This window comes from Vibrio maerlii, from assembly GCF_003415655.1.
GTDB classification, from domain to species: Bacteria; Pseudomonadota; Gammaproteobacteria; order Enterobacterales; family Vibrionaceae; genus Vibrio; species Vibrio maerlii.
The window spans coordinates 252677-277642 of sequence record NZ_QRHC01000007.1; the positions used below are offsets into that span (position 1 = coordinate 252677).

At 43.9% G+C, this 24966-nt stretch carries 20 protein-coding genes; 18 read left to right on the forward strand and 2 right to left on the reverse strand.

What is annotated here, in order from left to right; all coding sequences use genetic code 11:
* Window positions 1-47 precede the first annotated feature (47 nt).
* On the forward strand, window positions 48-1112 hold the full coding sequence (locus DPF91_RS14220) for an AI-2E family transporter (RefSeq protein WP_117235091.1): 1065 nt from the start codon (window positions 48-50) through the stop codon (window positions 1110-1112).
* Window positions 1113-1114: 2 nt separating this feature from the next.
* Window positions 1115-1777, forward strand: coding sequence for a potassium channel family protein (locus DPF91_RS14225; protein WP_117235092.1), 663 nt, complete (start codon window positions 1115-1117; stop codon window positions 1775-1777).
* A gap of 75 nt (window positions 1778-1852) precedes the next feature.
* Here the strand turns inward: DPF91_RS14225 and DPF91_RS14230 are convergent, their stop codons facing one another.
* The gene (locus tag DPF91_RS14230; RefSeq protein ID WP_117235093.1) at window positions 1853-2389 is read right to left on the reverse strand and encodes a DUF3332 family protein; all 537 of its coding nucleotides are present in this window, start codon (window positions 2387-2389) and stop codon (window positions 1853-1855) included.
* Window positions 2390-2906: 517 nt separating this feature from the next.
* On the opposite strand from DPF91_RS14230, the gene DPF91_RS14235 reads away from it, so the two are divergent.
* From DPF91_RS14235 to DPF91_RS14265, 7 genes are all read left to right on the forward strand, one after another.
* Window positions 2907-3929, forward strand: a complete 1023-nt coding sequence (locus DPF91_RS14235) for an HD-GYP domain-containing protein (protein ID WP_117235094.1) — start codon at window positions 2907-2909, stop codon at window positions 3927-3929.
* Between the two features lie 83 nt (window positions 3930-4012).
* Window positions 4013-8833: an ATP-binding protein gene (locus tag DPF91_RS14240; RefSeq protein ID WP_117235095.1), complete on the forward strand. Its 4821-nt coding sequence runs from the start codon at window positions 4013-4015 to the stop codon at window positions 8831-8833.
* A gap of 76 nt (window positions 8834-8909) precedes the next feature.
* Window positions 8910-10511, forward strand: a complete 1602-nt coding sequence (locus DPF91_RS14245; protein ID WP_117235096.1) for a putative bifunctional diguanylate cyclase/phosphodiesterase — start codon at window positions 8910-8912, stop codon at window positions 10509-10511.
* Window positions 10512-10877: 366 nt separating this feature from the next.
* The gene (gene coxB / locus DPF91_RS14250) at window positions 10878-12065 is read left to right on the forward strand and encodes a cytochrome c oxidase subunit II (RefSeq protein ID WP_164684186.1); all 1188 of its coding nucleotides are present in this window, start codon (window positions 10878-10880) and stop codon (window positions 12063-12065) included.
* Window positions 12062-13681, forward strand: coding sequence for a cytochrome c oxidase subunit I (gene ctaD, locus DPF91_RS14255; RefSeq protein WP_117235097.1), 1620 nt, complete (start codon window positions 12062-12064; stop codon window positions 13679-13681). Before coxB ends, ctaD begins: the two co-directional genes overlap by 4 nt.
* Before the next feature lie 17 nt (window positions 13682-13698).
* A complete protein-coding gene (locus DPF91_RS14260) occupies window positions 13699-14313 on the forward strand; it encodes a cytochrome c oxidase assembly protein (RefSeq protein WP_117235147.1) in 615 nt (204 codons plus the stop codon).
* Between the two features lie 66 nt (window positions 14314-14379).
* On the forward strand, window positions 14380-15279 hold the full coding sequence (locus DPF91_RS14265) for a cytochrome c oxidase subunit 3 (RefSeq protein WP_117235098.1): 900 nt from the start codon (window positions 14380-14382) through the stop codon (window positions 15277-15279).
* 11 nt (window positions 15280-15290) lie between these two features.
* Here DPF91_RS14265 and DPF91_RS14270 read toward each other — a convergent pair whose 3' ends face one another.
* Window positions 15291-15515, reverse strand: a complete 225-nt coding sequence (locus DPF91_RS14270) for a DUF2909 family protein (RefSeq protein WP_117235099.1) — start codon at window positions 15513-15515, stop codon at window positions 15291-15293.
* Window positions 15516-15576: 61 nt separating this feature from the next.
* On the opposite strand from DPF91_RS14270, the gene DPF91_RS14275 reads away from it, so the two are divergent.
* The 9 genes from DPF91_RS14275 (at window position 15577) to DPF91_RS14315 (ending at window position 24943) form a co-directional block, all read left to right on the forward strand.
* Window positions 15577-16323 (forward strand): SURF1 family protein, encoded by a 747-nt coding sequence (locus DPF91_RS14275; protein WP_164684188.1) that lies wholly within the window; start codon window positions 15577-15579, stop codon window positions 16321-16323.
* Window positions 16304-16957, forward strand: coding sequence for a hypothetical protein (locus DPF91_RS14280; RefSeq protein ID WP_241033830.1), 654 nt, complete (start codon window positions 16304-16306; stop codon window positions 16955-16957). Before DPF91_RS14275 ends, DPF91_RS14280 begins: the two co-directional genes overlap by 20 nt.
* A gap of 25 nt (window positions 16958-16982) precedes the next feature.
* Complete coding sequence (locus tag DPF91_RS14285; protein ID WP_117235101.1) at window positions 16983-18071, forward strand: COX15/CtaA family protein; 1089 nt, start codon at window positions 16983-16985, stop codon at window positions 18069-18071.
* Between the two features lie 10 nt (window positions 18072-18081).
* Window positions 18082-18990, forward strand: coding sequence for a heme o synthase (cyoE, locus tag DPF91_RS14290; protein WP_241033834.1), 909 nt, complete (start codon window positions 18082-18084; stop codon window positions 18988-18990).
* A gap of 307 nt (window positions 18991-19297) precedes the next feature.
* Window positions 19298-20350, forward strand: a complete 1053-nt coding sequence (gene aroG / locus DPF91_RS14295; protein ID WP_117235103.1) for a 3-deoxy-7-phosphoheptulonate synthase AroG — start codon at window positions 19298-19300, stop codon at window positions 20348-20350.
* Between the two features lie 156 nt (window positions 20351-20506).
* Window positions 20507-21883 (forward strand): ATP-dependent RNA helicase DbpA, encoded by a 1377-nt coding sequence (gene dbpA / locus DPF91_RS14300; RefSeq protein WP_117235149.1) that lies wholly within the window; start codon window positions 20507-20509, stop codon window positions 21881-21883.
* A gap of 178 nt (window positions 21884-22061) precedes the next feature.
* A complete protein-coding gene (locus DPF91_RS14305; RefSeq protein WP_117235104.1) occupies window positions 22062-23312 on the forward strand; it encodes a hypothetical protein in 1251 nt (416 codons plus the stop codon).
* 10 nt (window positions 23313-23322) lie between these two features.
* Window positions 23323-23739, forward strand: a complete 417-nt coding sequence (locus DPF91_RS14310; protein WP_117235105.1) for a hypothetical protein — start codon at window positions 23323-23325, stop codon at window positions 23737-23739.
* A complete protein-coding gene (locus tag DPF91_RS14315) occupies window positions 23732-24943 on the forward strand; it encodes a GGDEF domain-containing protein (protein ID WP_117235106.1) in 1212 nt (403 codons plus the stop codon). The genes DPF91_RS14310 and DPF91_RS14315 overlap by 8 nt, the downstream gene beginning before the upstream one ends.
* Window positions 24944-24966 lie beyond the last annotated feature (23 nt).

Genomic DNA, 24966 nt, shown 5'->3' on the forward strand with positions numbered 1-24966 from the left:
ATTAAGTCAACAGACCTAGTTAATAAACGATCGAACAAGGAATAGTTATGAAGATCGACGCTCAATTCTCTCATCACGCTATCGATGCATTCATAAAGATAGCGGCGATATCCATATTAGTGATGTGGTGCTTTTCAATCCTACGTCCTTTCATATTACTGATTGTTTGGGCTGGGATTATCGCTACCGCTCTCTATCCTGTGGTTGGATGGCTGAACAATAAATTTTCTATCTCCAAGTCCAAAGCGAGTGGCTTGATTTCTTTTGTTGGTGTTTTGCTGCTTTTGGTTCCACTGATTTTGCTATCAACCGGCATTTATACCAGTACATCAGATCTCGTGGCCGAGTATCAAAGTGGCACTTTAAGTATCCCTAAACCAGACGCGTCTATTCAGGATTGGCCGCTGATTGGTGAAAAAGCCTATGCGGCCTTTTCACTTGCTGCTTCTAACCTTGAGTTGGCTCTGACTAAGTACGGCGAAGAGATCAAAGCTATTTTGTCTAAAATGGCATCAATATTGGGTTCTCTAGGTGGTGGTTTCGTCCAGTTTATTATCTCTACTATCATTGCTGGCGTGTTCATGTCTAACGCGGACAAGTGCGAAAGAGCTTTTATTCTCGTGGCGACCCGTTTAACCGGGCCGAAAGGTGAGGAACTTACACAGCTTTCCAAAACAACAGTGCGCAGTGTGGTTCAAGGGGTGATCGGTGTTGCGGTTATTCAATCAACCGCAGCCGCACTAGGATTGGTTCTGGCGGGTGTTCCAGCAGCAGGCCTTTGGGCTCTTGCTGTGTTATTGGTAGCGATTGTCCAGTTACCTCCGATTCTTGCCTTGCTGCCTGCAATCATCTACCTGTTCAGTGTGGATACGACGACAACAGCGGTTATTTTTCTCGTTTGGTCGCTTTTGGTTAGCGGTAGTGATGCTTTCCTGAAACCAATCCTGCTAAGTCGCGGCTCAGATATTCCAATGTTGGTTATCTTGCTTGGGGCATTAGGTGGTATGGCAATGTCAGGTATTGTCGGTTTGTTTGTTGGGGCTGTGATTCTGAGTTTGACCTATAAATTGTTTGTTGCGTGGTTGGACTCTGAGGTTCGAACAGAGGGTTAGCAATGAAGAAGGTATCCAAAGACGATAACTTTTATTTCTTGTTCTTTGCGCTAATAGCGCTGCTATTTTTTAGCGCCTTCATGCAACAGCTGTTCGTCGGTGGGCAAAAGTCGGTACTTGCGTTCATTATTGTATGTTTGGCGATATCGGTTGTTGGTGTGAAGAGAAAGCAGTCTTTTTATCGCAGTTGGTATGGCTTCTTGCTGACTCTAGCTGCGATATCAGGAACCATGTCGTTTTTTGAAGACATCGATATGTCTTTAGTCACGCTGTCTGCGTTACTTTTTTTCTTACTATCTCACACCTACACCGCGTTGAAGCAGGTTACGATTACCGACTATGTAAGCAAGAACCAAATAGTAGGTTCGATATGTGTTTATCTGTTGTTTGGCTTATCTTGGGCAATTATCTATCTGATTCAATTGGAGCTTTTCCCACAGGCGTTCAATGGTTTGGAGCAAAAACCTTGGCTAGATAATTTGTTCGAAGTGATTTACTTCAGTTTTATCACGCTGACGACAGTGGGTTATGGTGATATTTCGCCAGCATTGCCGATTCCAAGATTCTTTGTGTTTATGGAATCATTACTTGGCAGTTTCTATCTGGCGATTATGGTCGCGAGCTTAGTGAGCAGTCGTTTGAGTCAATCAGAGAATCAGTCTTAGGGCTGATTTTAGGTAAGTCATAAAGCAAAAGCGGGCTCAGAATCTCTGAGCCCGCCTTCATTATTCAGGAAACCATTAAGCTTGTTCTGCTTGCAGTGTCTCTAGTTGCGAGATAGTGGTTTGAGATACTAGCTCACCATCCATGTAGTAGCTTACATTTTCGCCATCACGAACACCATGAAGTGTGCCTTTGTCACCATTGTTGTATGTGATTTCCATTTCAATCGTGTTTTCATCGATTTGATTCATCTCACCCACTTCAATTGAGCGGTTATTTGAAAGATCGACTGGCGCTTCCGTCAGTGAAGAATCTAGCTCGTCATTCACTTTAAATTTGGTATCGACTTTCGAGTCAAAGATGTGTGGCTTACCGTTAATTGGGTTAGTACCGGTCCAGAACTCTAATGAGTTAAATACCACGTAATCGGCAGCGGTGGTGATACCGTATACAGGAGCTAATAAGAAGTTCACACCCGCACGAGCGTAACGGTTATCAACCACTTCAATGTTGAATTCCATAACTTTCCCTGTTACCGCGTTGCTTCCGATACAACCTGTTAGTGAAATAGCTAAAGCAGAAAGTGCAACGGTCTTAATAAGGATATTTTTCATTTTGTATTCCAAATAATAAATGTGAGTTATGTGTGTTTCTGGAATCTATTATGTGAGATACCCGCGTTCGGTTCTTACCACTTTGCGCCACACACTATAATTTTTGGTAAATAAACTGATGATTCAAAAAGAAAAAGCCCCCAGCGTATGAACGTGGGGGCTTAGACTTTGTTTCTATATGACTTTACTTTGAGATGTAGTTATAGGTTTTTTTACCAATCCAGAATGTGAATTTTAAGAGAGTGCGACCGATTGAATAAATGAATTTAGAGCTCGCTACCGCAAGTTCTCCGGCAACTTTTAAACAAGAATAAAGGTCAGAGTGTTTGAATTCAGTCATCGTCATAAGAAAGCCTATAGAGTAGAAGTGGGAACGAGTTGAATTTTAGAGATCAACTCCGAAATGACTTACCACTTTGCGCCAACCATGATTAATTTGTTGGAAACTAGCAACATAATGATTCTCTGCCTACACTGAAATGTGCACGTAACTAATTGAATGGAAAGGTATAGGCGTATGTCTGAGAAGCCAGTAGTACTGATAGTTGATGATACAAAAGAAAACCTTGATGTACTGAGTGGGCTATTATCTCCTCACTATAATATTCGCGCTGCGATTAACGGAAACTTAGCGTTAAAACTTGTAGATCTGTCACCGAAACCCGACTTGATCTTGCTTGATATTATGATGCCTGACCTAGATGGTTATGAGGTCTGTCGTCGACTTAAATCACAACCACATACAAAGCATATCCCGGTTATTTTCGTGACGGCCAAGATTAGCCCCGAGGATGAAGTAAAGGGGCTTAACTTAGGAGCTGTGGATTACATTACAAAGCCTATCAATCCAGCAGTCGCATTGCGTCGAGTTCAAACTCACATTTCACTGCACAATCAAACCCAAGCTTTATATTTTGAAGTACGCCGAGCCACAGAAGAAATCAATCAAGGCAAGGTTGAGATGATAAAGACCTTAGGACGCGCGGCGGAATATAAAGACAATGAAACCGGTATGCATGTTATGCGTATGAGTCATTATTGCTACGTACTGGCGCGAGCTGCAGGCTTCAACGAAGAAGACGCAGAGCTTTTGCGAGAAGCGGCACCGATGCACGATGTCGGCAAGATTGGTATTCCTGATGCAGTGCTACTCAAGCCTGGAAAACTAGAAGGTAGCGAGTGGGAGGTGATGAAGCAACATGTTGAGATCGGTGTCGATATTCTCTCTAGTTCAAGCGAGTCCGCATTAATTGATATCGCTAGGCGTGTCGCCCAATTTCATCACGAAAAGTGGAATGGAAATGGTTACCCCAAAGGGATATCGGGAGAAGATATCCCAATTGAAGGGCGCATTGCGGCGATAGCAGATGTGTTCGATGCCTTAACGTCAGAACGGCCTTACAAAGCAGCGTGGACTGTCGAGAGAGCCGTTGGGCTTTTAGAGGAAGAAAAAGGCAAGCATTTCGACCCAGAACTTGTGGATTTGTTTATCAAAAACTTACCAAAAATCTTGGAGATTAAATCTCAGTTTAAGGATTGAACGAGGTGACCGTGTTTAGACTTGTTTATTGGGTATTACTATGCAGTCTCGCTGCTGTCTCCTCGAACCTTTATGCGTTGGAAATGACAACCAACGAAAAAGCGTGGATAGAAGAAAACCCTGTTATAGATGCTTACACCTTTGAGAGTAAATACCCATATTCTTTTGTCAATGAATATGGGGAAGTGGATGGAATCATTCGAGACTATTTTGATGAAATATCCGCTCGTCTTGAGGTCGATTTTAATTTCCGACTTATTCAAAACTACGAAGGTATGCGAGAAGGGTTTGTGGATGGAAGCGCCGCTATTTTTCCGGTCGGCTTTGAATCAGGTGTGACTAAAAACTTAGCGCTCTACAGTAAACCTTACTTACCTTATCAGCGAATGCTGATTACTAGAGCGAATGCACCTAGGTTAAGTAATGCGATACAGCTTAAAGGGAGAAAAATCGCTGTAATCAAAGGTTCAACCGTTGAGCAATGGTTGCGCAGTCGTGATGTCGGCATTGAAGCCGTTTCCTACGAATCGAATAAGGCAGCATTAGAGTCTGTATCACAAGGAGAAACCTTCGGCCTTATTGGGGAGGTCGCATCTTCTATGGCATTGGCTCAACAGCTTAACCTAGGCAATATTGTCGTGAATTCTTTTGTTCAGGGTTGGGAGAGCAATACGGCTCAATTTGTCATTAATAAAAAGTACCCATTACTTCGCTCGTTAGTTGATAAAGTTCTAAAAGACATGCCGAGCTCTACTCACAATAAGATTCTACGAAACTGGCTCAGTGATAACCCCTACAGACAGTCTCTTGAGGGGATATTCAGCTATGGTAATCCCCCATACATGTACCCCGAGAGTGCTAGTGTTGGAATGGAGTTTACGCTTCTACAGAAACTCTTTAACTCAATGGGTTATAGAATGGGTGAGGTTTCGCAAATCGCTAACCCAAACCAGGCCCAAGTATTAGACAGCAACGTCAATCTTGATTTCGTGACGGGATATTTCCCGCAGGAGAGTAAAGATTATTTCTATAGTGATGAAATTATTGATATTGATTACGTCGCGGTAAGCCTCAAAGCCAGAGAGCTATCAATGAGTAATGTGAGTTCAGGTGCTAGTGTCAGGCTTGGCTCGGTCATTCAAGATGGCAATTCGCCCAGTCGGTTTGCATTCGAGCTGTATAAGAGCATCTTGGATGGTGCTGAAGAGTTTGACTTTGATACATTAAACGCTGCGCTCACCGCTCTAGTGCAGCAGAGAATAGACTTTCTCGTGGTTGAAGAGCGCGTATTAAACTGGTTTCTCGCACATGATAGCTCTGTGGATGTGAAGGGGTTGGAAGTCCACCGACAGAATGAAGTGAGCTTTCCTGTGCGAACTCAATTTCGAAGCAAAGAGGTGCGTGATAGATTTAATGCCGCATTGAACAGCTGGTTATCAGAACCTAGAACTGCTAATCGCTTCATCGAAGAGCATGTTAATTCTGACTATCGTCCCCAGCTGTTTCGAGCTGAGTTAATTTCGCAAATTGCAGCGTACTATATTTACAATGATCAGTTAGACGATCTGGTTGCATTACTCAATACTTTTTCAGCTGGTAAAGATATTTCGGCCATAGATATTTCTGGCCCGAGAAAACAGAGTAAAATAATCACATTAGAAGCAGTTGATGGCCAGTTTCGTTCCAGGAAACTGTTGGATACGACTAAGCTATCTTGGGTTGAAAAGGAATCGTATTATCGCTCTGATACCGGCGTTTCTAAGGTTGGCAATATTACTTTCTATTTCCCCTCAGAACCAACACTCAACAGTTATGCATACATTCCAGCCTTAGAGTTGCTGCCGATAGAAACTCAAGAAGCTAAGGCGTATATCACTTCCATTTACTCTAACTTAAAGCTCAGCGGTCAACTGTTAAACCTATCGCCTGAAGAAGTTGAATGGATACAAGATAACCCTGTTCATCGAGTTGGTGTTGATCCAAATGCTTTGCCATATGAGGGCTTCGATAACAAAGGGGCGTATATTGGTATGTTGGCAGAGTTTTTTGGCTTGCTTGAAGCTAAAACGGGGTTGACGTTAACGCCGGTAGAAGTCGCTTCTTGGCAGGAAACAATGAATCTAGTGAAGAATAAAGAGGTTAGTTTAGTATCCGCTGCAGTAGAAAACCCTTATCTAAAGTTTGATTTTGACCCAGCAATTGCTTTTTTAGAAAGCCCACTAGCTATTGCATCTAACCGAAAACAAAGTGGCAAGCTGATTTCGGAACTGCTTGGCTGGAAGGTGGGAGTATTGGCAGGAGCTGCCAACACGAAAGAGCTAAAACAAAATTACCCAGCAATAAATTGGCAGGAATTAGAAAGCTCTGAAGAGGGACTTAAGTTACTGAACAACAATAAGTTGGATGCGGTTGTTGATACAGTCCATGTATTAAATTACCTCATCAACACCCACGGTTATTACGATACACGCATTATTGGACGAACGAACTACAATGTCAGCCCTACGCTGTTCTCGACCAAAGATGAACCGCTATTAGATTCGGTGATCACTAAGGCAATTGATGCCATTACAACAGAGGAACGGAATCGTATTGTTTCCCGTTGGACGGCGATTAAAACGGTTGAAAAGGTGAACTACGAGCTAGTGTATACCGTTGCCGCTTTCTCGATATTGATTTTGATGTTGATTATCTTTTGGAACCGCAAGCTTCAACAACAGATACAACGAACTTCTGCGGCGCAGAAAGAGGCGGAAGAAAGCCGGCTCTATCTATTTGAGATCCTTAATTCAGCACCTATTGCCGCGAGTATTGTACAGAACGATAGGGCTGTGTATACCAATGAGCGAGCATTGGAGCTGTTTAAGATTAGTAAAGATGAGATTGATGATTACGACGTCACGAGAATTTATCCTGAAATAGAGTTTCGGAAAGAGATCATGCAAGAGCTGATGGAGAGGGGAAAGGTCATCAGTCGAGAACTGCAATTCAAAAAATCCACGGGAGAAGCTTTTACCGCTCTCTCAAGTTATTTCCGCACCGTTTACAACAACGAACAGGCGACTTTGTTTTGGGCTTATGATGTTTCCGACCTAAAAGAGCTTAATGAGAAACTCGCTGAAGCTATTCTGCAAGCGGATTCTGCAAACCAAGCTAAATCAGACTTCCTGGCCAACATGAGCCATGAGATACGTACGCCGATGAACGCCATTATCGGTATGTCTTACCTCGCGCTGCAAGAGGTAGAGAACCCGACTGCGAAGAAGTATATGCAGAAGGTTCACCATTCCGCTGAGTCATTGTTGGGTATTATCAACGACATTCTCGACTTATCGAAAATTGAAGCTGGCAACCTTACGATTGAGTCCATTCCATTTGATGTTCGATTTGTAGTCCAAGAGCTAAATGACCTTATTTTAGTTAAGGCCGAAGAGAAGTCATTGAGTCTTGATATGGAGATCCATAATGATTTGCAGGGGGGCTATATAGGCGACCCATTGCGTCTCTTTCAGGTGCTGCTCAACTTGGTCGGAAATGCAATTAAGTTTACACATGAGGGCGGTGTGCGTTTGGTGGTTTATCCGGTGAATGAATCGGGTGATTCGAGTCGTGTCCGGTTTGAGGTACATGATACAGGTATTGGACTGTCAAAAGAGCAGCAGCAAAAACTGTTCCTTGCTTTCACTCAAGCAGACGTATCAACCACGCGTAAGTATGGTGGTACTGGGTTAGGGTTGAACATTAGTCAGCGCCTTGTTTCGGCAATGGGGAGCTCGATAGAGGTCGATAGTGAGCTCGAGAAAGGTAGTTGTTTCTACTTTGAGCTCGATTTACCTACAGCTTCTAGCGAAGAGATAAATAGCTTGAATCAAGAGGAGCCAACTTCGGCTGAGGTATTACTCTTCGATGGTCAGAGTGTTCTATTGGTAGAGGATAATGACGTTAACCAAGAGCTTGCTACCGCATTATTGTCACGACTAAACCTAAGTTCGGTGGTGGCCAATAATGGTCAAGAGGCGATAGAACACGCTCAGTCGAAAACCTTCGATTTGATTCTAATGGACCTACAAATGCCTATTCTTGACGGGTACGAAGCAACGAGGTTAATCCGAGAGCTTGATCAGCAGACCCCAATCATCGCGATGAGTGCGAATGTTATGGAAGAGGTGAAGAGTCGTGTTGAAGCTTGCGGCATGAACGACTTTATTGCCAAACCCGTTGTTATTGAGCAGTTCTCTCAAACCTTAGCCAAATGGATAGAACCCAACAGTGCGAAAGTATCTAAGGTAGGTTGGTCAGATACTCACCTTGTTAACCAGACCCAATCTGACGTCATAGATATCGCTCTAGGTCTTCAATATTGTTCGCAAGACCAAAACTTGCTCAATCGTCAATTGAAAAGGCTAGTCGAGCAGCTTCAACAGTTCGAGTCCGAGTTTGAAAACCATAGTGAGTTAGATGCACGCGAGCTTGAACGTTACGTTCATTCACTGAAGAGTCACAGTGGGAGTGTGGGAGCAACTAAGTTATCGGAGATGCTTCAAGAGCTAGAGTCCAACATTGAACAACAAGTAGACTTTAAAGTGTCTTATCAAGCGGTTGTGACCCACATTCCTATGGTTTTGCTGTCTTTACAAGAGTACCTAGGAGTAGTGGGTTCTGCATCTACGGAGCAAGTACAAGAGTTAGAAGGAAGCTATCAAGGCCAAACAATTGAGTATGAAAGTTTAGAAACCCCCGTATTCGATCAAATTAAAGAGAAGCTCTCTAACTATGATCCTAGTGTGCGAACGCAGTTAGAAGACTTGTTACCCAAGCACCCTGAACTGTCTCAGATATTCAACTTGGTTGATAACTATGACTTTGAGTCTGCCCTCGTTCATCTGGAATCATTAACAAAATAGTAAATAACCCTTTTCATTTGAATTATCAGAATGGTATATTGTTAAGGTAGAGTAAATATCGTTTACAGGATATCCGATGCCTTATCAAACAATCGCAACAATACTGGTCTCATTAGGCGTAGTTGGCCAGATAGCGTCTTTGTTGCCAGCGTGGCGATTACATAGTCAAGCGAATAACAAGGGCTGGCACTTTTTATTTGGACTCATTGTACTGTTTGTATTTGCGTATATAGGTTGCTTGTATCGTATTGTTCTTGCTGAACAGGTCGCTGGCCCTGGTATGGGTTTCGGCTTGATCTTGTTTGCCGGTAGCATTTTTGTTTACCTCGCGATAACAATGTTCTCAACCAGTTTGACTCACCTTAAAAGTGTGGCCGATGGCTATGAGTATGCTCTGTCTCATGATTCCCTGACGGAGCTACCAAATCGTAGCTCGATGTTGAAAAAGCTAAAATCTAGTATTACTTCAGGCCGGGCGAGTACCTTGTTCATTCTCGATATTAAACACTTCAAGCGCGTAAATGAGTCACTGGGTAGCCAGTTTGGAGACCGCTTGCTTTGCCATATCGCTAAGTTACTTAACTGCAAATTTGGTTCAATTGCTGAAATTAGTCGTTTTGGTGGTAATGAGTTCGCGATATCTCTTATTGATCACAACGAAAAGCAGATTTTATTGGTCAGAAAAGAGCTAAAAAGGTTCATGAACAGTTCAATTTCTATCGATGATTATCAAATCAATAGTGGCTTCGCGATTGCATCGAGCTGTTACCCCACACTTGCTTCTGATGTGGATGAGCTTTTAGAACAAGTCAGTATTGCACTAGAGAAAGCGAAAGAATCCTCAGATGAAATCATTTCATATAATGAATCTCTTCTTGATGAGGGAGATAAGCAGCCCGATATGTTGGAGATGGTGCTGCAAGATATCGCAGATGATAAGCTACAGGTGTATTATCAACCGATAATTGAAGCAAAGACCAAGAACGTAGTAGCAGTAGAGGCACTTTCTCGATGGCCTAAGCGAGGAGGTGGCTTTGTTCCACCAAACTTGTTCATTCCAGCGCTAGAACAAGCGAATAAAGTGTCATCATTGACGTTATGGTTGATCAGTCGAATCGCGAAAGATTTGCCAGTGTTAAGAGAAGACAACGGCGTAAGTAGTGTACATATAAACTTATCGGCTAAGGACTTAATGAGCCAGAAGGTTCAATTAGCATTAGAATGGCACTCGATCAATACACCTTATTTTGCGAAAACAGTATGCTTAGAGATTACAGAATCGGCGGCGTTTGAACAAAATGAAACGACAGAACAAACGATTCAAACCTTGAAACAGTTAGGCTATGGCTTGAGCCTGGATGATTTTGGTACAGGCTATTCTTCATTGTCGCTGTTGAGGAAGTTACCTGTAGAGCAAGTAAAACTCGACCGTTCATTTGTAAGTAATATCGCCAGTAACACCAGTGATTACAATATTGTTAAAACTATGATTGAGTTAGGGCATGTATTGGGGTACTCGGTTGTCGCTGAGGGTGTTGAAACCGAAGAAATTGCCAATGAGTTAGAAAGCTTAGGATGTGATTATCAGCAAGGTTTTTTATATAGTCCTGCGGTACCACTAGCCCAATTACCAACAACTTACTCTGGGCAAGTTCATGTGTTAAGAGCTTCAGCTTAATCTAGCGTTTGCCATTAATTTTTGCACGCCAGCGATGTTCGTTGGCGTGCTTTTCATTGTTTGCTCGTTATTGAGTAAATACACATTTCTTTTGTTCCTTTCTTGAACAATCTCTGATCCCTAACTAGCTTTAAATTCAAGAGTTGCATATTTAACATGATGTTAACATCTTGGCTGAGGGACTACAGGGATAACAGAACCTTGCCACCGATGTCGATAGACCTACTTTTGATAGGTCACGAATAAGGGAGAGCCAGAGTGAATCGAAAGATTTTCAAGGTAAACGCGCTAAGTCTGTTCCAAAAAGTTGTCACTAAAATAAAACCAACAGAGATAACAAATGTTCTTTCCTCATCTAGAGGGTTTATGAAGAGATGCTTTGTAGCAACATTAGTGTTGGGTTCGCCTCAACTATTTGCAGAAAGCGATCTCAACATGAAAAGCAACCTCAACATGACGAGAGGCGTAACGGAGATCAGTGAAAAGGTTTATGACCTACACATGCTGATCTTCTATATCTGCTGTGCCATTGCGCTGGTGGTTTTTGGTGTGATGTTTTGGTCGATAATCCACCATAGAAAGTCGAAAGGTGCGGTAGCAGCCAATTTTCATGAGAGTACCAAAGTCGAGATCATTTGGACCTTGATTCCGATTGTGATCCTTGTGGCGATGGCTATTCCTGCGACCAAAACCTTAATCGAGATGGAAGATCCGAGCCAGTCTGAAATCACCGTCAAGGTAACGGGTTCACAATGGAAGTGGCACTACACCTATGTTACCGATAACGCGACTAACGCTAGCGACAGTGACCCTCAAGTTGAGTTCTTTAGCCTTTTGTCGACTTCTTCGAAGCAAATTGAAGGCGATGAAATCAAAGGGGCAAACTACCTCCTTGAAGTAGATAAACCACTTGTTCTGCCCATCAACAAAAAAATTCGATTCTTAATGACATCTGATGATGTTATCCATTCATGGTGGGTACCTGATTTCGCGGTGAAGAAAGACACCATTCCTGGCTTTATTAATGAAGCGTGGACCCGTATTGACCAACCCGGTGTATATCGTGGTCAATGTGCTGAGTTGTGTGGTAAAGCGCACGGTTTCATGCCAATTGTGGTGCAGGCGTTGAGCGAAGAGGATTATCAACAATGGCTCGTTGACGAGAAAGCACGCATAGCTACCGAGCAAGAAGCGGCGCAACAAGCATTAACCAGCTCTGCAAGCATGGAAGAGTTGATGGCGCTCGGTGAGGATATTTACCTGACCCGTTGTGCTATCTGTCATCAGGCGAATGGTGAAGGGCTTGCGGGTGCTTTCCCGGCGATTAAAGGTAGCGCTATTGCCCTCGGTGACGTGAGTCAGCACATCGATATCATAGTGAACGGTCGGGCAGGTACCGCAATGCAGGCGTTCGCTAATCAACTTAGCGACAAAGAAATTGCTGCGGTAATTACGTATCAAAGAAATGCGTGGGGTAACGATACTGGCGACACCGTTCAAGCCGCTGATATTGATGCGTTTAAGAACCAGACTAAGGAAGGGGAATCGCAATGAATCCGCTAAACAATAAACCGGTTAAAGAGGCGAGCGCTGAGGCTCACGCTGGTGCCGCTTCGGATCATGCTCACCATACACCTTCTGGTATCGCTCGCTGGGTATTCTCGACCAACCATAAAGACATCGGTTCCCTCTATCTGTGGTTTAGTTTTGCTATGTTCTTAACTGGTGGGGCAATGGCGATGATCATTCGTGCTGAATTGTTTCAACCAGGATTACAGCTTGTTGAGCCTCAGTTCTTCAATCAGATGACCACAGTCCATGGATTAGTCATGGTATTTGGTGCGGTAATGCCAGCCTTTACCGGGCTTGCTAACTGGATGATCCCGATGATGATTGGGGCGCCAGATATGGCCCTTCCAAGGATGAATAACTTGAGCTTTTGGATTCTACCCTTTGCTTTCGCCATTCTGCTCGCATCACTTTTCACACCTGGTGGCGGCCCTGATTTTGGTTGGACCTTTTACGCGCCGCTGTCAACAACCTACGGACCAGACAGTACCGCACTGTTTGTTTTTTCGGTTCATATTATGGGCATCAGTTCCATCATGGGAGCGATCAATGTGATCGTCACCATCTTCAATATGCGAGCTCCGGGTATGACCTTAATGAAAATGCCAATGTTCGTCTGGACCTGGTTGATCACCGCATTCTTGCTGATAGCCGTGATGCCCGTGTTAGCTGGTGCGGTGACCATGGTATTAACGGATAAGTACTTCGGCACCAGCTTCTTTGACGCCGCTGGCGGCGGTGACCCGGTATTGTTCCAGCACATCTTTTGGTTCTTTGGTCACCCAGAGGTGTACATCATGATCCTGCCATCGTTTGGCATCATTTCTGCGATCATCCCAGCCTTCTCTGGTAAGAAACTGTTTGGTTACCATTCAATGGTGTACGCGACTTGCAGTATCGCACTGTTGTCATTTCTTGTTTGGGCACATCATATGTTCACTACGGGGATGCCTGTGTTTGCTGAGCTCTTCTTTATGTATTGCACCATGCTCATTGCGGTACCAACAGGGGTTAAGGTGTTTAACTGGGTAGCTACGATGTGGCGTGGTGCTTTGACGTTTGAAACGCCAATGCTTTTCGCGATTGCTTTCATTGTACTGTTTACAATCGGTGGCTTCTCTGGGTTGATGCTCTCTATTGCTCCTGCAGATTTTCAATATCACGACACTTACTTTGTGGTCGCCCACTTTCACTATGTTTTGGTAACCGGTGCAGTGTTCTCGATTATGGCCGCAGCTTACTATTGGTTACCTAAGTGGACCGGTCATATGTATGACCAGAAACTTAGCCTGTGGCATTTCTGGACATCACTCATATCAGTAAACGTACTTTTCTTCCCAATGCATTTCTTGGGACTTGCCGGTATGCCAAGACGTATCCCGGATTATGCGATTCAGTTTGCGGACATTAATCAGATTGTATCGATTGGTGGCTTTGCGTTTGGATTGTCTCAGTTGATCTTCTTGTGGCTAGCGATCAAGTGTGTGCGTGGAGGAGAAAAAGCGCCTGCGAAGCCTTGGGATCGTGCTGAAGGGTTAGAGTGGACGGTTCCAAGTCCAGCACCACATCACACCTTCGATACGCCGCCGAAGATTGATTAGTTCGGGAGTGCAGGATGATGGACTTAGAGAAACCAAACTCGGAAAAGCGAGTATCACATGGGCAGACAGCGAAGAGTAACCGAAAGCTCTCGTTAAAGCTCTGCGCAGCGGCTATCGCTATGTTTGGTTTTGGTTTTGCCTTGGTGCCTTTATATGACGTTATGTGTGATGTCTTAGGCATCAACGGAAAGACGAATGAAACCGCCGTCAATCAGCCACAAAGTTTAACGGTTGATTACAGTCGTACTATTCGAGTTGAGTTCTTATCCCATATTTCTAAAGGTGTGCCTTGGGGTCTTCAGCCCAAACAAAAAGTATTGAACGTACACCCTGGTGAGGTCATTCAAACTCATTACGTCGCCAACAACAATTCAGCCACTGATCGTATTGGCCAAGCGGTACCGTCTGTGTCGCCAGGGTTAGGCGCCAGTTACTTTAATAAGATCGAATGTTTTTGCTTTAATCATCAACCGCTGGCAGCCGGTGGTAAGGCTGAAATGCCGCTGATTTTCTATATTGAGCCAGACGTACCCGACTCAATTCACACATTAACCCTCTCATATACCCTGTTCGATATCACGGATCAGCAGGCAAATAATCAGCAAGAAACTTTGCAGGTAGCGCGTAACTAGTTTGTGAGTATGAGTTAAGTTTGTGCACCTTTGATTGTGCGAGGGAATGACTAGGAGTGAGTAGTAATGGATACCAAATCCGTAGCGAATACTGCACCAAGGTATTTTGTTCCAGCCGATAGTATTTGGCCTATTGTAGGCGCTGTCGCTCTGTTCTTAATTGCCGTTGGGGCTGGCTTGACAGTGCAATATAAAGACTTGGGTGGGGCGGGGAGTATTTTTGGAAAATGGGTGCTCGCCATTGGCTTTATTATTTTGCTCTACATGTTTGCAGGTTGGTTCCGTCATGTCGTGATGGAGTCTCTTTCAGGTCTGTATTCTGAGCAGATTGCACGCTCATTTAGACAAGGCATGAGTTGGTTTATCTTTTCTGAAGTGATGTTCTTTGGAGCATTCTTCGGTGCGCTGTTCTACGCACGTATTCTTGCTGTGCCATGGTTGGGCGGGGCCGATAATAATGCCATGACGCATGAATTTTTATGGCCAGCATTTGAAGCTATCTGGCCGCTCACCACAACACCTGCCGGAGACACTACACAAGCGATGTCTTGGAAAGGTTTACCACTGATGAACACCATCATCTTACTGACTTCCTCGATTACGTTACACATGGCCCATGTGAGCTTAGAGAAAAATCATCGCATGGCGTTGGTGGTGTGGCTGGAGTTGACCATCGTACTAGCTGGTTTCTTCTTGTTTTATCAAGCAGAAGAGTATGTGCATGCCTATCAAGATCTTGGCCTAACTCTACAGTCAGGTATTTACGGTAATACCTTTTTCTTATTGACGGGCTTTCATGGAATGCACGTTTTGCTTGGAACGATATTCTTGATTGTTCTTTTGGCGCGTATCGCTTATGACCACTTCACACCCAATGACCACTTTGCCTTCCAGGCTGGTAGTTGGTATTGGCACTTTGTCGATGTGGTGTGGTTATGCCTGTTTGTGTTCGTATACGTTATCTAAGTTGGGAACACTTAATAAGGTCGCGCGTTGGGCTCTATAAGTCCAGATTGAAGTGCAATGATAATGAAGATGACAACAATAGCGGAAAGAGCAACACGGCGGCCTAAGTAGGTACTCATTTTCTGAGGTTTGGATGATTCCGTCGGTGTTCTCACCATCTCAAACATCGCCTTTGCTAGATTGAAGATAATGAAAAGTAGTAGCAATACCAATATGGTTTTGAACAAGAATGACATATCTGAAACTCCCAAGCAGTCGGCGTTTAAGGTTGTGCTTTTCGCAATTATAACTGTGGTCGTGTTTACGCTATTAATCAAATTAGGCCTGTGGCAAAAAGCTCGCGGTGAAGCAAAGCAAGTCACAGAGCTGATACTTGAAGAAACACAACATGCTGCCCCTGTTAGTCTCACACCGAATACTTTGACTAGACTGATTGAAGGAGAGTTAGCAACAGGGACTAAATTAGACGTGCAGTTCAAAGAGAGCCGATTACCATTGATTTATCTCGACAATCAAACTCTCGACGGAAAGGTTGGCTATCTGGTTTATCAGGTTATGGGTATCGCCAATACAAGCCAAATGGTCCTTATAGAGCTAGGTTTTGTAAGGGGAGCACAGAGTCGAGATGTATTACCCAATAGTCATTTTAAACTTGAAGACACGGCATTAGTCGGAAGAGCGTATACCAAACTAACTAATCCATTAGCCAATAAATTGATGGCAGAAACTGACTTAGTGATAAACAACGCAAGCGATATTGATACCGCCAACAACGAGCAGGCTATTCGTGTTCAGGCGTTAAATTGGGATGAGCTAGAAGTGTTTATGGACGTAGAACTGGCTCGAAGCGCAATACAACCCATCGCTAATAATTGGCCATTGCCACAACCATGGATGCCTGTGCCATTGTCATCTGCCAAGCATTATGGCTATGCGTTTCAATGGTTTGCTATGGCGACAGTTTGGTTACTTCTGACAGGCTTTATCTCTGTGAAATGGTTAATAAGACGAAAAGGAGGTACTCATGTCTCGAGCGACGAATGACACGAGTCAAGTCGAAAAATTAGCACTGAGCGACTTAGCTCCAAGTGATCTACCACAGAAAAATACGGCTCAGCAAAAGCGCGGCAGGTTGATGCTGTTCGCTCTAGTGCTGACGTTTGCTCTTCCTGCTCTACTTGCAAAGGTTATTCTTAGCCAGCAATGGTATCAATCAGGCGTGACAAATCATGGTGAGTGGTTTGAGTCACGCATATTAGCAAATGATATCGGTATCGATATTGAGCCTTTTCAGCACAGTGACCCTGTTTGGTTATTGGGTTATGTGATGCCAGAGGATTGCTTGGCATTATGTCAGAAGGAACTTGAACTGCTCAATCAAAGCCATATCGCTCTTGGCAAGTACCAACAGCGCGTCGAGTTGGTTGCGATAGAAACTGTATCTGATGATCTTCTTATCCCGGAAAGCCTTAAGGGACAGTACTCATCCTTAATAGCCGACAAAACCAAGTTATTGAACCAAGTAAGCTCTGGACAGGTAGTCATCATTGATCCTTTAGGCGAGGTGATCATGAAGTACCGCTTGTCGTCACAAGAGGCTGACAATACTGACCCTAAAGCTGCCAAAGGCATGCTGACGGATCTCAGAAAGTTACTCAAACTTTCACGCGTTGGTTAATTCAGGGAACGAGAGGTCAAGTTGTATGAAGGAAAAACCAATAAAGGAAGAGGCAAGACAACACACCGATTCACCTAGAGTGTTAATCAACCTAACTCGGTGGATTATAGGGCTTACTTTAGTAGTGATTGTTCTTGGTGCTTACACTCGACTATCTGATGCTGGTTTAGGGTGCCCCGATTGGCCTGGATGCTATGGGCAGTTGCTAGTGCCACAGGGCAGTGAGCAAATAGAGAAAGCGAATCAGTTATATCCTGAGCGAGCAGTGGAATCAGGAAAAGCATGGCTTGAAATGATTCATCGTTACTTTGCTGGGAGCTTGGGATTAATGGTCTTTGCCATGACTTTTATCGCGATTCGAAAAACTCAGTTTCGCGTGTTACCTGCGCTTATCTCAGCCGTGATTATCTTCCAAGCCTTATTGGGTATGTGGACTGTCACGCTGAAACTCATGCCCGTTGTGGTGATGGGGCATTTATTAGGTGGATTCAGTCTGCTCTGTCTACTGGTTCTTTTCCATTGCCGGTTAACGTTCTTCTCTCTAAATGGTGAAGACACAAGTAAGCTTGATTCAGAACGCCAGAACGGAATGCTAAGGCGCTGGGCGTTCGCTAGCCTAGCTGTGGTGGCGCTACAGATCATACTAGGTGGTTGGACGTCGTCAAACTATGCAGCCTTGATGTGTACCAGCCTTCCTATTTGTGAGGGGCCGTGGTGGAATTACCTCGACTTTAAAACCGCTTTTTCCTTTATTCAGCCTGGCTTTGATAACTATGAATTTGGGGTGCTTGAGTACCCAGCTAGGATGACTATTCATGTTTCTCACCGCATTGGTGCGATGGTTACGACGCTTGTGGTACTTGGTCTCATTTGGCAGCTGATCAAAAATGACATGTTCAAAGTCGCTATCGTGGTTTGTGGTCTCTTGGTCGTTCAGGTGGGTTTAGGGATTGCCAATGTAGTGCTGCACTTGCCGCTCGCCAATGCTGTACTGCACAACTTAGTGGCGGCAATTTTACTCTCTTGTCTTGTCGTGGTGAATTATGGGTTAGCGTCTCAAGCTCAGAGTGTAATAGCGAAACTAGATTCAAAGCAGGAGGCTTATAATGAGTAGGGTAACGAATATGGAAGTTCAAGCTCTAGAATCTCGTACTAAGAGATCGGAGAATCACATATTTAGTCAATGGAAGCTGTATCTTAATTTGACGAAACCCAAGGTCGTTGCCTTGATGTTACTGACGGCCTTAGTAGGAATGTCATTGGCGACAGAGTCATCCCCCCCTATGGTGACCAGTCTACTTGGGATGTTCGGTATAGGTTTGATGGCAGGATCGGCTGCTGCGTTTAATCACTTAATCGACAGGCGTATTGATGCGATTATGGCTCGAACCAACAATCGCCCATTGCCTTCTGGAGCACTAAAAGCGAGCCACGTATTTTTATTTGCATTGGTTATTGGTGTCGTCGGGTTTGTCGAGCTCTATTGGTTAGTGAACCCGTTAACAGCGTGGTTAACCTTCTTAAGTCTGCTTGGTTACGCCGCCGTGTATACCTTATGGCTCAAACGCGCAACCCCCCAGAATATCGTTATTGCGGGTATCGCCGGAGCAATGCCACCATTGTTAGGTTGGACAGCGATCACGAATGAGTTACATGCCAATGCTTGGTTACTGGTGATGATCATTTTTATCTGGACTCCTCCTCATTTTTGGGCGCTTGCTATCCATCGTAAAGAGGAGTATGCCAAGGCTGATATCCCTATGTTGCCCGTGACCCATGGTGTTGAATATACCAAGACCAGCATCTTGCTTTACACCGTGTTGCTCGCATTGGTCTGCGTACTCCCTGTATTAACTGGAATGAGTGGCTTGGTCTATTTGTGCTTATCTTCTGTGTTGAGTGCCGGGTTTATCTATCATGCGTGGCAACTTAAGTTCAACGCGAATGAAAAATCTGCAATCGAGACGTTTAAATTTTCCATTGTTCACTTAATGTTGTTGTTTGTCGCCTTACTACTCGATCACTATCTGTAACATGAACTTGCTATAACATGGATTCACTCTTACGGAATGCAGGTTTTCAAGGAAATTGAATACCTGCATTTTTGTTTACTCCTGATTCAAGCTAGATACTACGGCCTTTTTATGGGTGTAATTTATTTTTTACGACTGGTGTAAAACGTAAATTATCAATGAATATTGCCTTTTAAATAAAAAAGTGGTTGAAACCATCCTTTTTCCTAGATAAGTTACAGCAATAGTTGATTTAGAAAGCCCTGAATATGGATTTTTAACGGACAAAAATTGTTCAGGTGTATAGGAAAATAGGAAGAAAAGCGCAATGTTTCAAACTGATGATGTACGAATTAACAAAGTAAAAGAACTATTACCACCAGTGGCTGTTTTGGAGAAGTTTCCAGCAACTGAAGTAGCATCTTCAACGACTTATCAAGCGCGTAAAGCAATCCACAACATTCTTGAAGGTGAAGACGACCGTTTGCTGGTCATCATTGGTCCATGTTCAATTCACGATCCTGAAGCGGCGCTAGAATACGGCAAGAAACTTAAAGTACTGCGTGATGAGCTAGGCGATCGCCTAGAGATCGTAATGCGTGTTTACTTTGAAAAACCACGTACCACTGTTGGTTGGAAAGGCCTCATTAACGACCCGTACCTAAATGACACGTTCAAGTTAAATGATGGTCTACGCATGGGGCGTAAGTTGCTTCTTGATCTGACTGATATGGGGATGCCGACGGCGAGTGAGTTCCTAGATATGATCACACCGCAATACGTTGCTGACCTTATCAGCTGGGGCGCAATTGGTGCTCGTACTACAGAGTCGCAAGTACACCGTGAGCTAGCATCAGGTCTTTCTTGCCCTGTCGGTTTCAAAAACGGTACTGATGGTAATATCAAGATTGCATCTGATGCGATTCGCTCAGCAAGCGCCTCTCACCACTTCCTTTCAGTAACCAAATACGGTCATTCTGCAATCGTAGAGACGGCAGGTAACCCAGACTGTCACATCATCCTACGTGGTGGTAAAGAGACAAACTACAGTGCTGAGCACGTTAGCTCTATTAAGTCTGAGCTTGAGGCTTCAGGTCTGCCACAAAAAGTGATGATTGATTTCAGCCACGCAAACAGCTCTAAACAGTACCAGCGTCAAATAGTTGTAGCAGAAGATGTTGCAGGTCAGATGGCTGCGGGCGAAGATTCTATCTTTGGTGTGATGATTGAATCTCATCTAGTGGAAGGCCGCCAAGACCTAATCGACGGCAAGGCAGCAACTTACGGTCAATCAATCACAGATGCTTGTATCGGATGGGATGACACTGAGAAGGTACTTCGTACCCTTGCTGACGCGGTAGAAGCTCGTCGTAAAGCGTAGTCGCAAATTATATCGTTCCCGAATTCATTCGAAATGATGAATTAATTGAAGCCATTGGGTTGTGAAACCCAATGGCTTTTCTTTTTTCTGGCTTATGCTTCACAATTAGGCATAATACCGCACCCGCTAAACGCGCAATACCTTGAGGAAACGCCAGTGACAACGCCATTTTCGACACTACCACTTAAAGAAGAACTACTTAGCACTCTTGATTCACTGGGCTACAGCTCTATGACTCAAATTCAAGAGCAAGCATTGCCTATGGTGTTAGCGGGCAAAGATGTCATTGGTCAAGGTAAGACGGGGTCAGGTAAAACCGCGGCGTTTGGTTTGGGTGTGCTTTCTAACCTTAATGTAAAGCGCTTTCGTGTGCAGTCGCTTGTATTGTGCCCAACTCGTGAGCTTGCTGATCAAGTTGCAAAAGAGATCCGCACACTGGCGCGCGGTATCCACAACATTAAGGTGTTAACGCTATGTGGTGGTATGCCAATGGGGCCGCAGATTGGCTCGTTAGAGCATGGGGCACATATTCTGGTGGGCACTCCGGGTCGTATTCTTGATCACCTAGTCAAAGGTCGTATTAATCTAGACGAACTCAATACTTTGGTATTGGATGAAGCGGACCGTATGCTAGAGATGGGGTTCCAAGAAGCGTTGGATGAGATAATCGGTCAAGCACCTGCTGATCGCCAAACTCTTCTGTTCAGTGCGACTTTCCCGACAGAGATCAAATCAATTGCCGACCGCATTATGCGCAATCCTGAACTGGTGAAAGTAGAATCGACACACCAAACGACTTCGATTGCACAGAAGTTTTACCAAGTTGAATCGACGGAGCAGCGAGATGAAGTATTAGAAAGCTTGTTGCTGACATACAAGCCCGAGTCTTCAGTCGTGTTCTGTAATACTAAGCGTGAAGTTCAGAATGTAACCGATGAACTTCACCATAAAGGCTTTAGTGTGATTGAACTACATGGTGACATGGAACAGCGTGAACGTGATCAAGCATTAATCCAGTTTGCGAATAAGAGTGTCTCTATTCTCGTGGCGACTGACGTGGCAGCGCGCGGTCTTGATGTTGATAATTTAGACGCTGTATTCAACTTTGAACTGACTCGTGACCCTGAAGTTCATGTTCATCGCATTGGGCGTACCGGTCGTGCAGGCAGCAAGGGTATCGCATTTAGTTTCTTTACTGAGAAAGAACAGTATCGTGTTGCTCGTATTGAAGAGTACATGGATATCGAGGTTAAGCCAGAAGCGCTGCCTGAAAAAATATATGAAAAGCCATTCTACGCACCGATGGTGACGATCCAAATTTTAGGTGGCAAGAAAGCGAAGATTCGTCCTGGCGATATTATCGGTGCATTAACTAAAGAAGCCGGTATCGATTTCAACAAAATTGGCAAAATCAATGTGAAAGCGATGCAGTCTTACGTTGCTGTCGAACATTCAGTAGTAAAAGTGGCAATGAAGCAGCTTTCAAATGGTCGGTTGAAAGGCAAACCATCAAAGGCTCGAGTCCTTAAATAGCCCGACAAACACCCTAGAAAAATATTCAAAAGCAGCTTTTTTAGCTGCTTTTGTTTTATATTTAATCGTTATGGGTTTAGTTAACAAACTGAGAAAATAAAATTAACAACTGTGTTGTTTACAGTATGACTGAGTGTTAAAGTTCTAATGAATATAGCACACTGTAAATGGACTTATTATGTGGCGGCTCTTGCCTCTAGCACTGTTAGCATCATCAAGCCTCTCAGCCCAAGACTGGGCTATTTCTGGTTTTGGTAGTCTAGGGTACTCATACGATGATTCCGATGATGTTGGCAACATTCGCAGTGCAAATCAGTATCAATCAGATTTAGATGAAGGGAGTTGGAAACACTCAAGTAATGCAGCCCTTCAGCTCGATTATTTCTTCTCAGAACAATGGTCAGCGACGGCTCAAGCGCTATACGAACCTTCCAACCATTATCACGATGCTATTGATTATTTGAACCTTGGTTTTATCCAATATAACCCAAATCAAAAGTGGTCATTGAAGGCGGGGCGATTCGCTCCAAATATCTATATTGCATCAGATAGCCGTAATATCGATTTTGCTCACTTATGGGCTTATCCAGTGAAAGAGGTTTATGGTTTTCAGGGGTTTAATTCGATTGACGGTGTTAGCGCAACACGCTATTGGGAGACAGATCAGTTTCTTTATTCATTGACACTGCAATACGGTAACGGGAAGTTTTATTATCCAAGAAACAGCAGTAGCCATGTGGAAGTTACCGCTGATAATGCGTGGCTGACCAACTTTAGGGTTTCTCATGGCAATTGGAATCATAATATTGCTGTTGCCATTGTCAAAGATGTTAGCGCAGGATGGGATGATCAAACCCAGCATGAGATCGACGCACTGGAAGCGATCAAAGATGCTCCGAACACTCCTGAAAATATACGTGTAGATGCGCAAAATTATCTCAATAATTTTCAGTTAGATGAGAACACCACACACTATTACTTTATCGGTAGCCAATACTTCGACGGCGAATGGTTATTTCAAGTTGAGTTAAACAAGTTGGAATCTGAATCAGGATTGACCCCCATTGGATATGGCGGCTATGCCATGTTAGGTCGTACGTTTGGTAACCTAACACCCTATGGGATTGTCAGTACTTTTATCCCCAAAGATGGCCCTGTTGAAACCACTAGTGTGTGGGGAGCTGACGGCAGCGACCTGCAGCTGTACAACGAGATGGCTGCGTTGAACAGTAACGTGAATCGGGTTGATCAAACAACGCTTTCATTGGGAGTACGCTATGACATAGCAACCAACATAGCACTCAAGTTCCAGTTTGATGCGGTTAATATTGAGGATTATGGTTATGGGCTTTGGTATGCCGATCCTCGAAGCATGCAGAAGGGACAAACGATCCATGTCTACACCGCTAGCCTGAACTACGTGTTCTAGGGTGGAACTCATGAAATGGCGTTTGTTGGTATTCATCTTAACGATCATCGCTAGCTTTTCCGCTTTGGCGGACATACACGTTATTGTGAATAGCGAAATGCCTATTGAACAAGTCAGCCAATCCAAACTAAAGAACTTATATCTTGGCAAAACTAATCAGATAGATGGTACGTTCGTTTCAGGCTTAATTGATAGAGAAGGCGACACTAAAGCTATTTTCTATAAGACGCTGACCGGTCTATCCCTGGGACAAGTCAACGCCTATTGGGCTCGACTTCGTTTCTCTGGTCGTAAAAAAGCCCCGATAGAAATTGGCTCGCAAGAACGACTCGAAGCTTTACTTATCGAGAATGAGCATGTGATCGGTTATTCCGTGTTAAAGCCACAAACTAAAAATCTCAAGGTAATATTGACTCTGCATGAATAAGTATCCGACGCTACTTAGTCACTTCATGAAATTCTTTCTTTTCGGTGCATTTCTCTATATGTGCCTTGCCTTTATTATTGGCTATGAACGAGAACAACGAAATATTGAAGAGGTACATACCGAGTTAATAGAAAAGCTCGCCTTAACGGTTTCTAAGTCCGCTGCTATCGCTTTGTTCGTCAATAGCGAGGAGATTGCTAATGAGGTGACCTCTGCATTACTGCTACATGACGAGATTGCCGGTGTTGCAATTGGTCATTCGAAGTCGATTCCTTTTGAAAAGCAAACTTTCCATCAAGGTTATACTCATGAAGGAGTTATGACTTTTTCTCTTAATTCGCCAGTAGATGGAATTGGGATCGGTTATCTAACCATTTATCCAGACACACAGGTACTGAATGAGCGGAGCCGTACCTCATTGCAAGTGCAACTTAAACGACAATTCATTCAGTTTGTCATTATGCTGTTGTTGGTTCTTCTAGGTGTTCGAAGTTTGGTCATTGAACCTTTACGGCGATTCGCAGCAAAGGTATCACTGCTCAAACCGGGTGATGGCCTATTTTTTGAAACGCAATCTGAAGCGACAAGCCGTGAAGTTGCCATGGTCATGGATAGCTTTAACCGCTTTTCCAACTCATCAGTAGCAATGATCGAGCGTGAGAGAGGGCTAAGAAGCAAGATCGAGAGGATGGAATCTCACTATCGAAATCTTGCATTGGTTGACCCGCTTACTCAGCTCGCAAGTCGTTACGGTAGCGAACGTTTTATCGAAGAAAACCTGACGCCAGTGAATGGCTTTGCGTTGTTTATCTTGGATTTGGACGGGTTTAAAAGTGTGAACGATTGCTTTGGTCACCAAGCGGGTGACAAGGTGCTTATACAAGTAGCGGATCGATTGTCTAAGTTAACTCCTAAAAATGGGCTAGCGGCGCGATTGGGTGGTGATGAGTTGTTAGTGACTATTCCATGTAATGAGAAGCCTGACGATGAAACCTTACTGGCGTTAGCACAAGAATTCATTAACGCAATATCCCAGCCGGTTGACTTGCAAAGCAATCAAGAAGTAAGCGTAGGGTGCAGCATAGGGATCTCTTTTGATACATCAGAGAGCTTCAATTTATCAAAAACGATGAAGCAAGCGGATGAAGCGCTCTATTCAATTAAAAACAATGGTAAGAATGGTGCGAGAATACATCGAGATTGAAGATTGTGAGAGAGAACAAAGCC

Bases quoted from the DNA above. Each gene is read 5' to 3' on its own strand.
- cyoE (WP_241033834.1), top strand. From the start codon at position 18,082: ATGGAAGTTCAAGCTCTAGAATCTCGTACTAAGAGATCGGAGAATCAC.
- DPF91_RS14315 (WP_117235106.1), top strand. From the start codon at position 23,732: ATGAATAAGTATCCGACGCTACTTAGTCACTTCATGAAATTCTTTCTT.
- ctaD (WP_117235097.1), top strand. From the start codon at position 12,062: ATGAATCCGCTAAACAATAAACCGGTTAAAGAGGCGAGCGCTGAGGCT.
- DPF91_RS14260 (WP_117235147.1), top strand. From the start codon at position 13,699: ATGGACTTAGAGAAACCAAACTCGGAAAAGCGAGTATCACATGGGCAG.
- DPF91_RS14270 (WP_117235099.1), bottom strand. From the start codon at position 15,515: ATGTCATTCTTGTTCAAAACCATATTGGTATTGCTACTACTTTTCATT.
- DPF91_RS14310 (WP_117235105.1), top strand. From the start codon at position 23,323: ATGAAATGGCGTTTGTTGGTATTCATCTTAACGATCATCGCTAGCTTT.
- aroG (WP_117235103.1), top strand. From the start codon at position 19,298: ATGTTTCAAACTGATGATGTACGAATTAACAAAGTAAAAGAACTATTA.
- DPF91_RS14225 (WP_117235092.1), top strand. From the start codon at position 1,115: ATGAAGAAGGTATCCAAAGACGATAACTTTTATTTCTTGTTCTTTGCG.
- DPF91_RS14280 (WP_241033830.1), top strand. From the start codon at position 16,304: ATGTCTCGAGCGACGAATGACACGAGTCAAGTCGAAAAATTAGCACTG.
- DPF91_RS14245 (WP_117235096.1), top strand. From the start codon at position 8,910: ATGCCTTATCAAACAATCGCAACAATACTGGTCTCATTAGGCGTAGTT.
- DPF91_RS14285 (WP_117235101.1), top strand. From the start codon at position 16,983: ATGAAGGAAAAACCAATAAAGGAAGAGGCAAGACAACACACCGATTCA.
- coxB (WP_164684186.1), top strand. From the start codon at position 10,878: ATGAAGAGATGCTTTGTAGCAACATTAGTGTTGGGTTCGCCTCAACTA.
- DPF91_RS14305 (WP_117235104.1), top strand. From the start codon at position 22,062: ATGTGGCGGCTCTTGCCTCTAGCACTGTTAGCATCATCAAGCCTCTCA.
- DPF91_RS14220 (WP_117235091.1), top strand. From the start codon at position 48: ATGAAGATCGACGCTCAATTCTCTCATCACGCTATCGATGCATTCATA.
- DPF91_RS14265 (WP_117235098.1), top strand. From the start codon at position 14,380: ATGGATACCAAATCCGTAGCGAATACTGCACCAAGGTATTTTGTTCCA.
- DPF91_RS14230 (WP_117235093.1), bottom strand. From the start codon at position 2,389: ATGAAAAATATCCTTATTAAGACCGTTGCACTTTCTGCTTTAGCTATT.
- DPF91_RS14240 (WP_117235095.1), top strand. From the start codon at position 4,013: ATGACAACCAACGAAAAAGCGTGGATAGAAGAAAACCCTGTTATAGAT.
- DPF91_RS14235 (WP_117235094.1), top strand. From the start codon at position 2,907: ATGTCTGAGAAGCCAGTAGTACTGATAGTTGATGATACAAAAGAAAAC.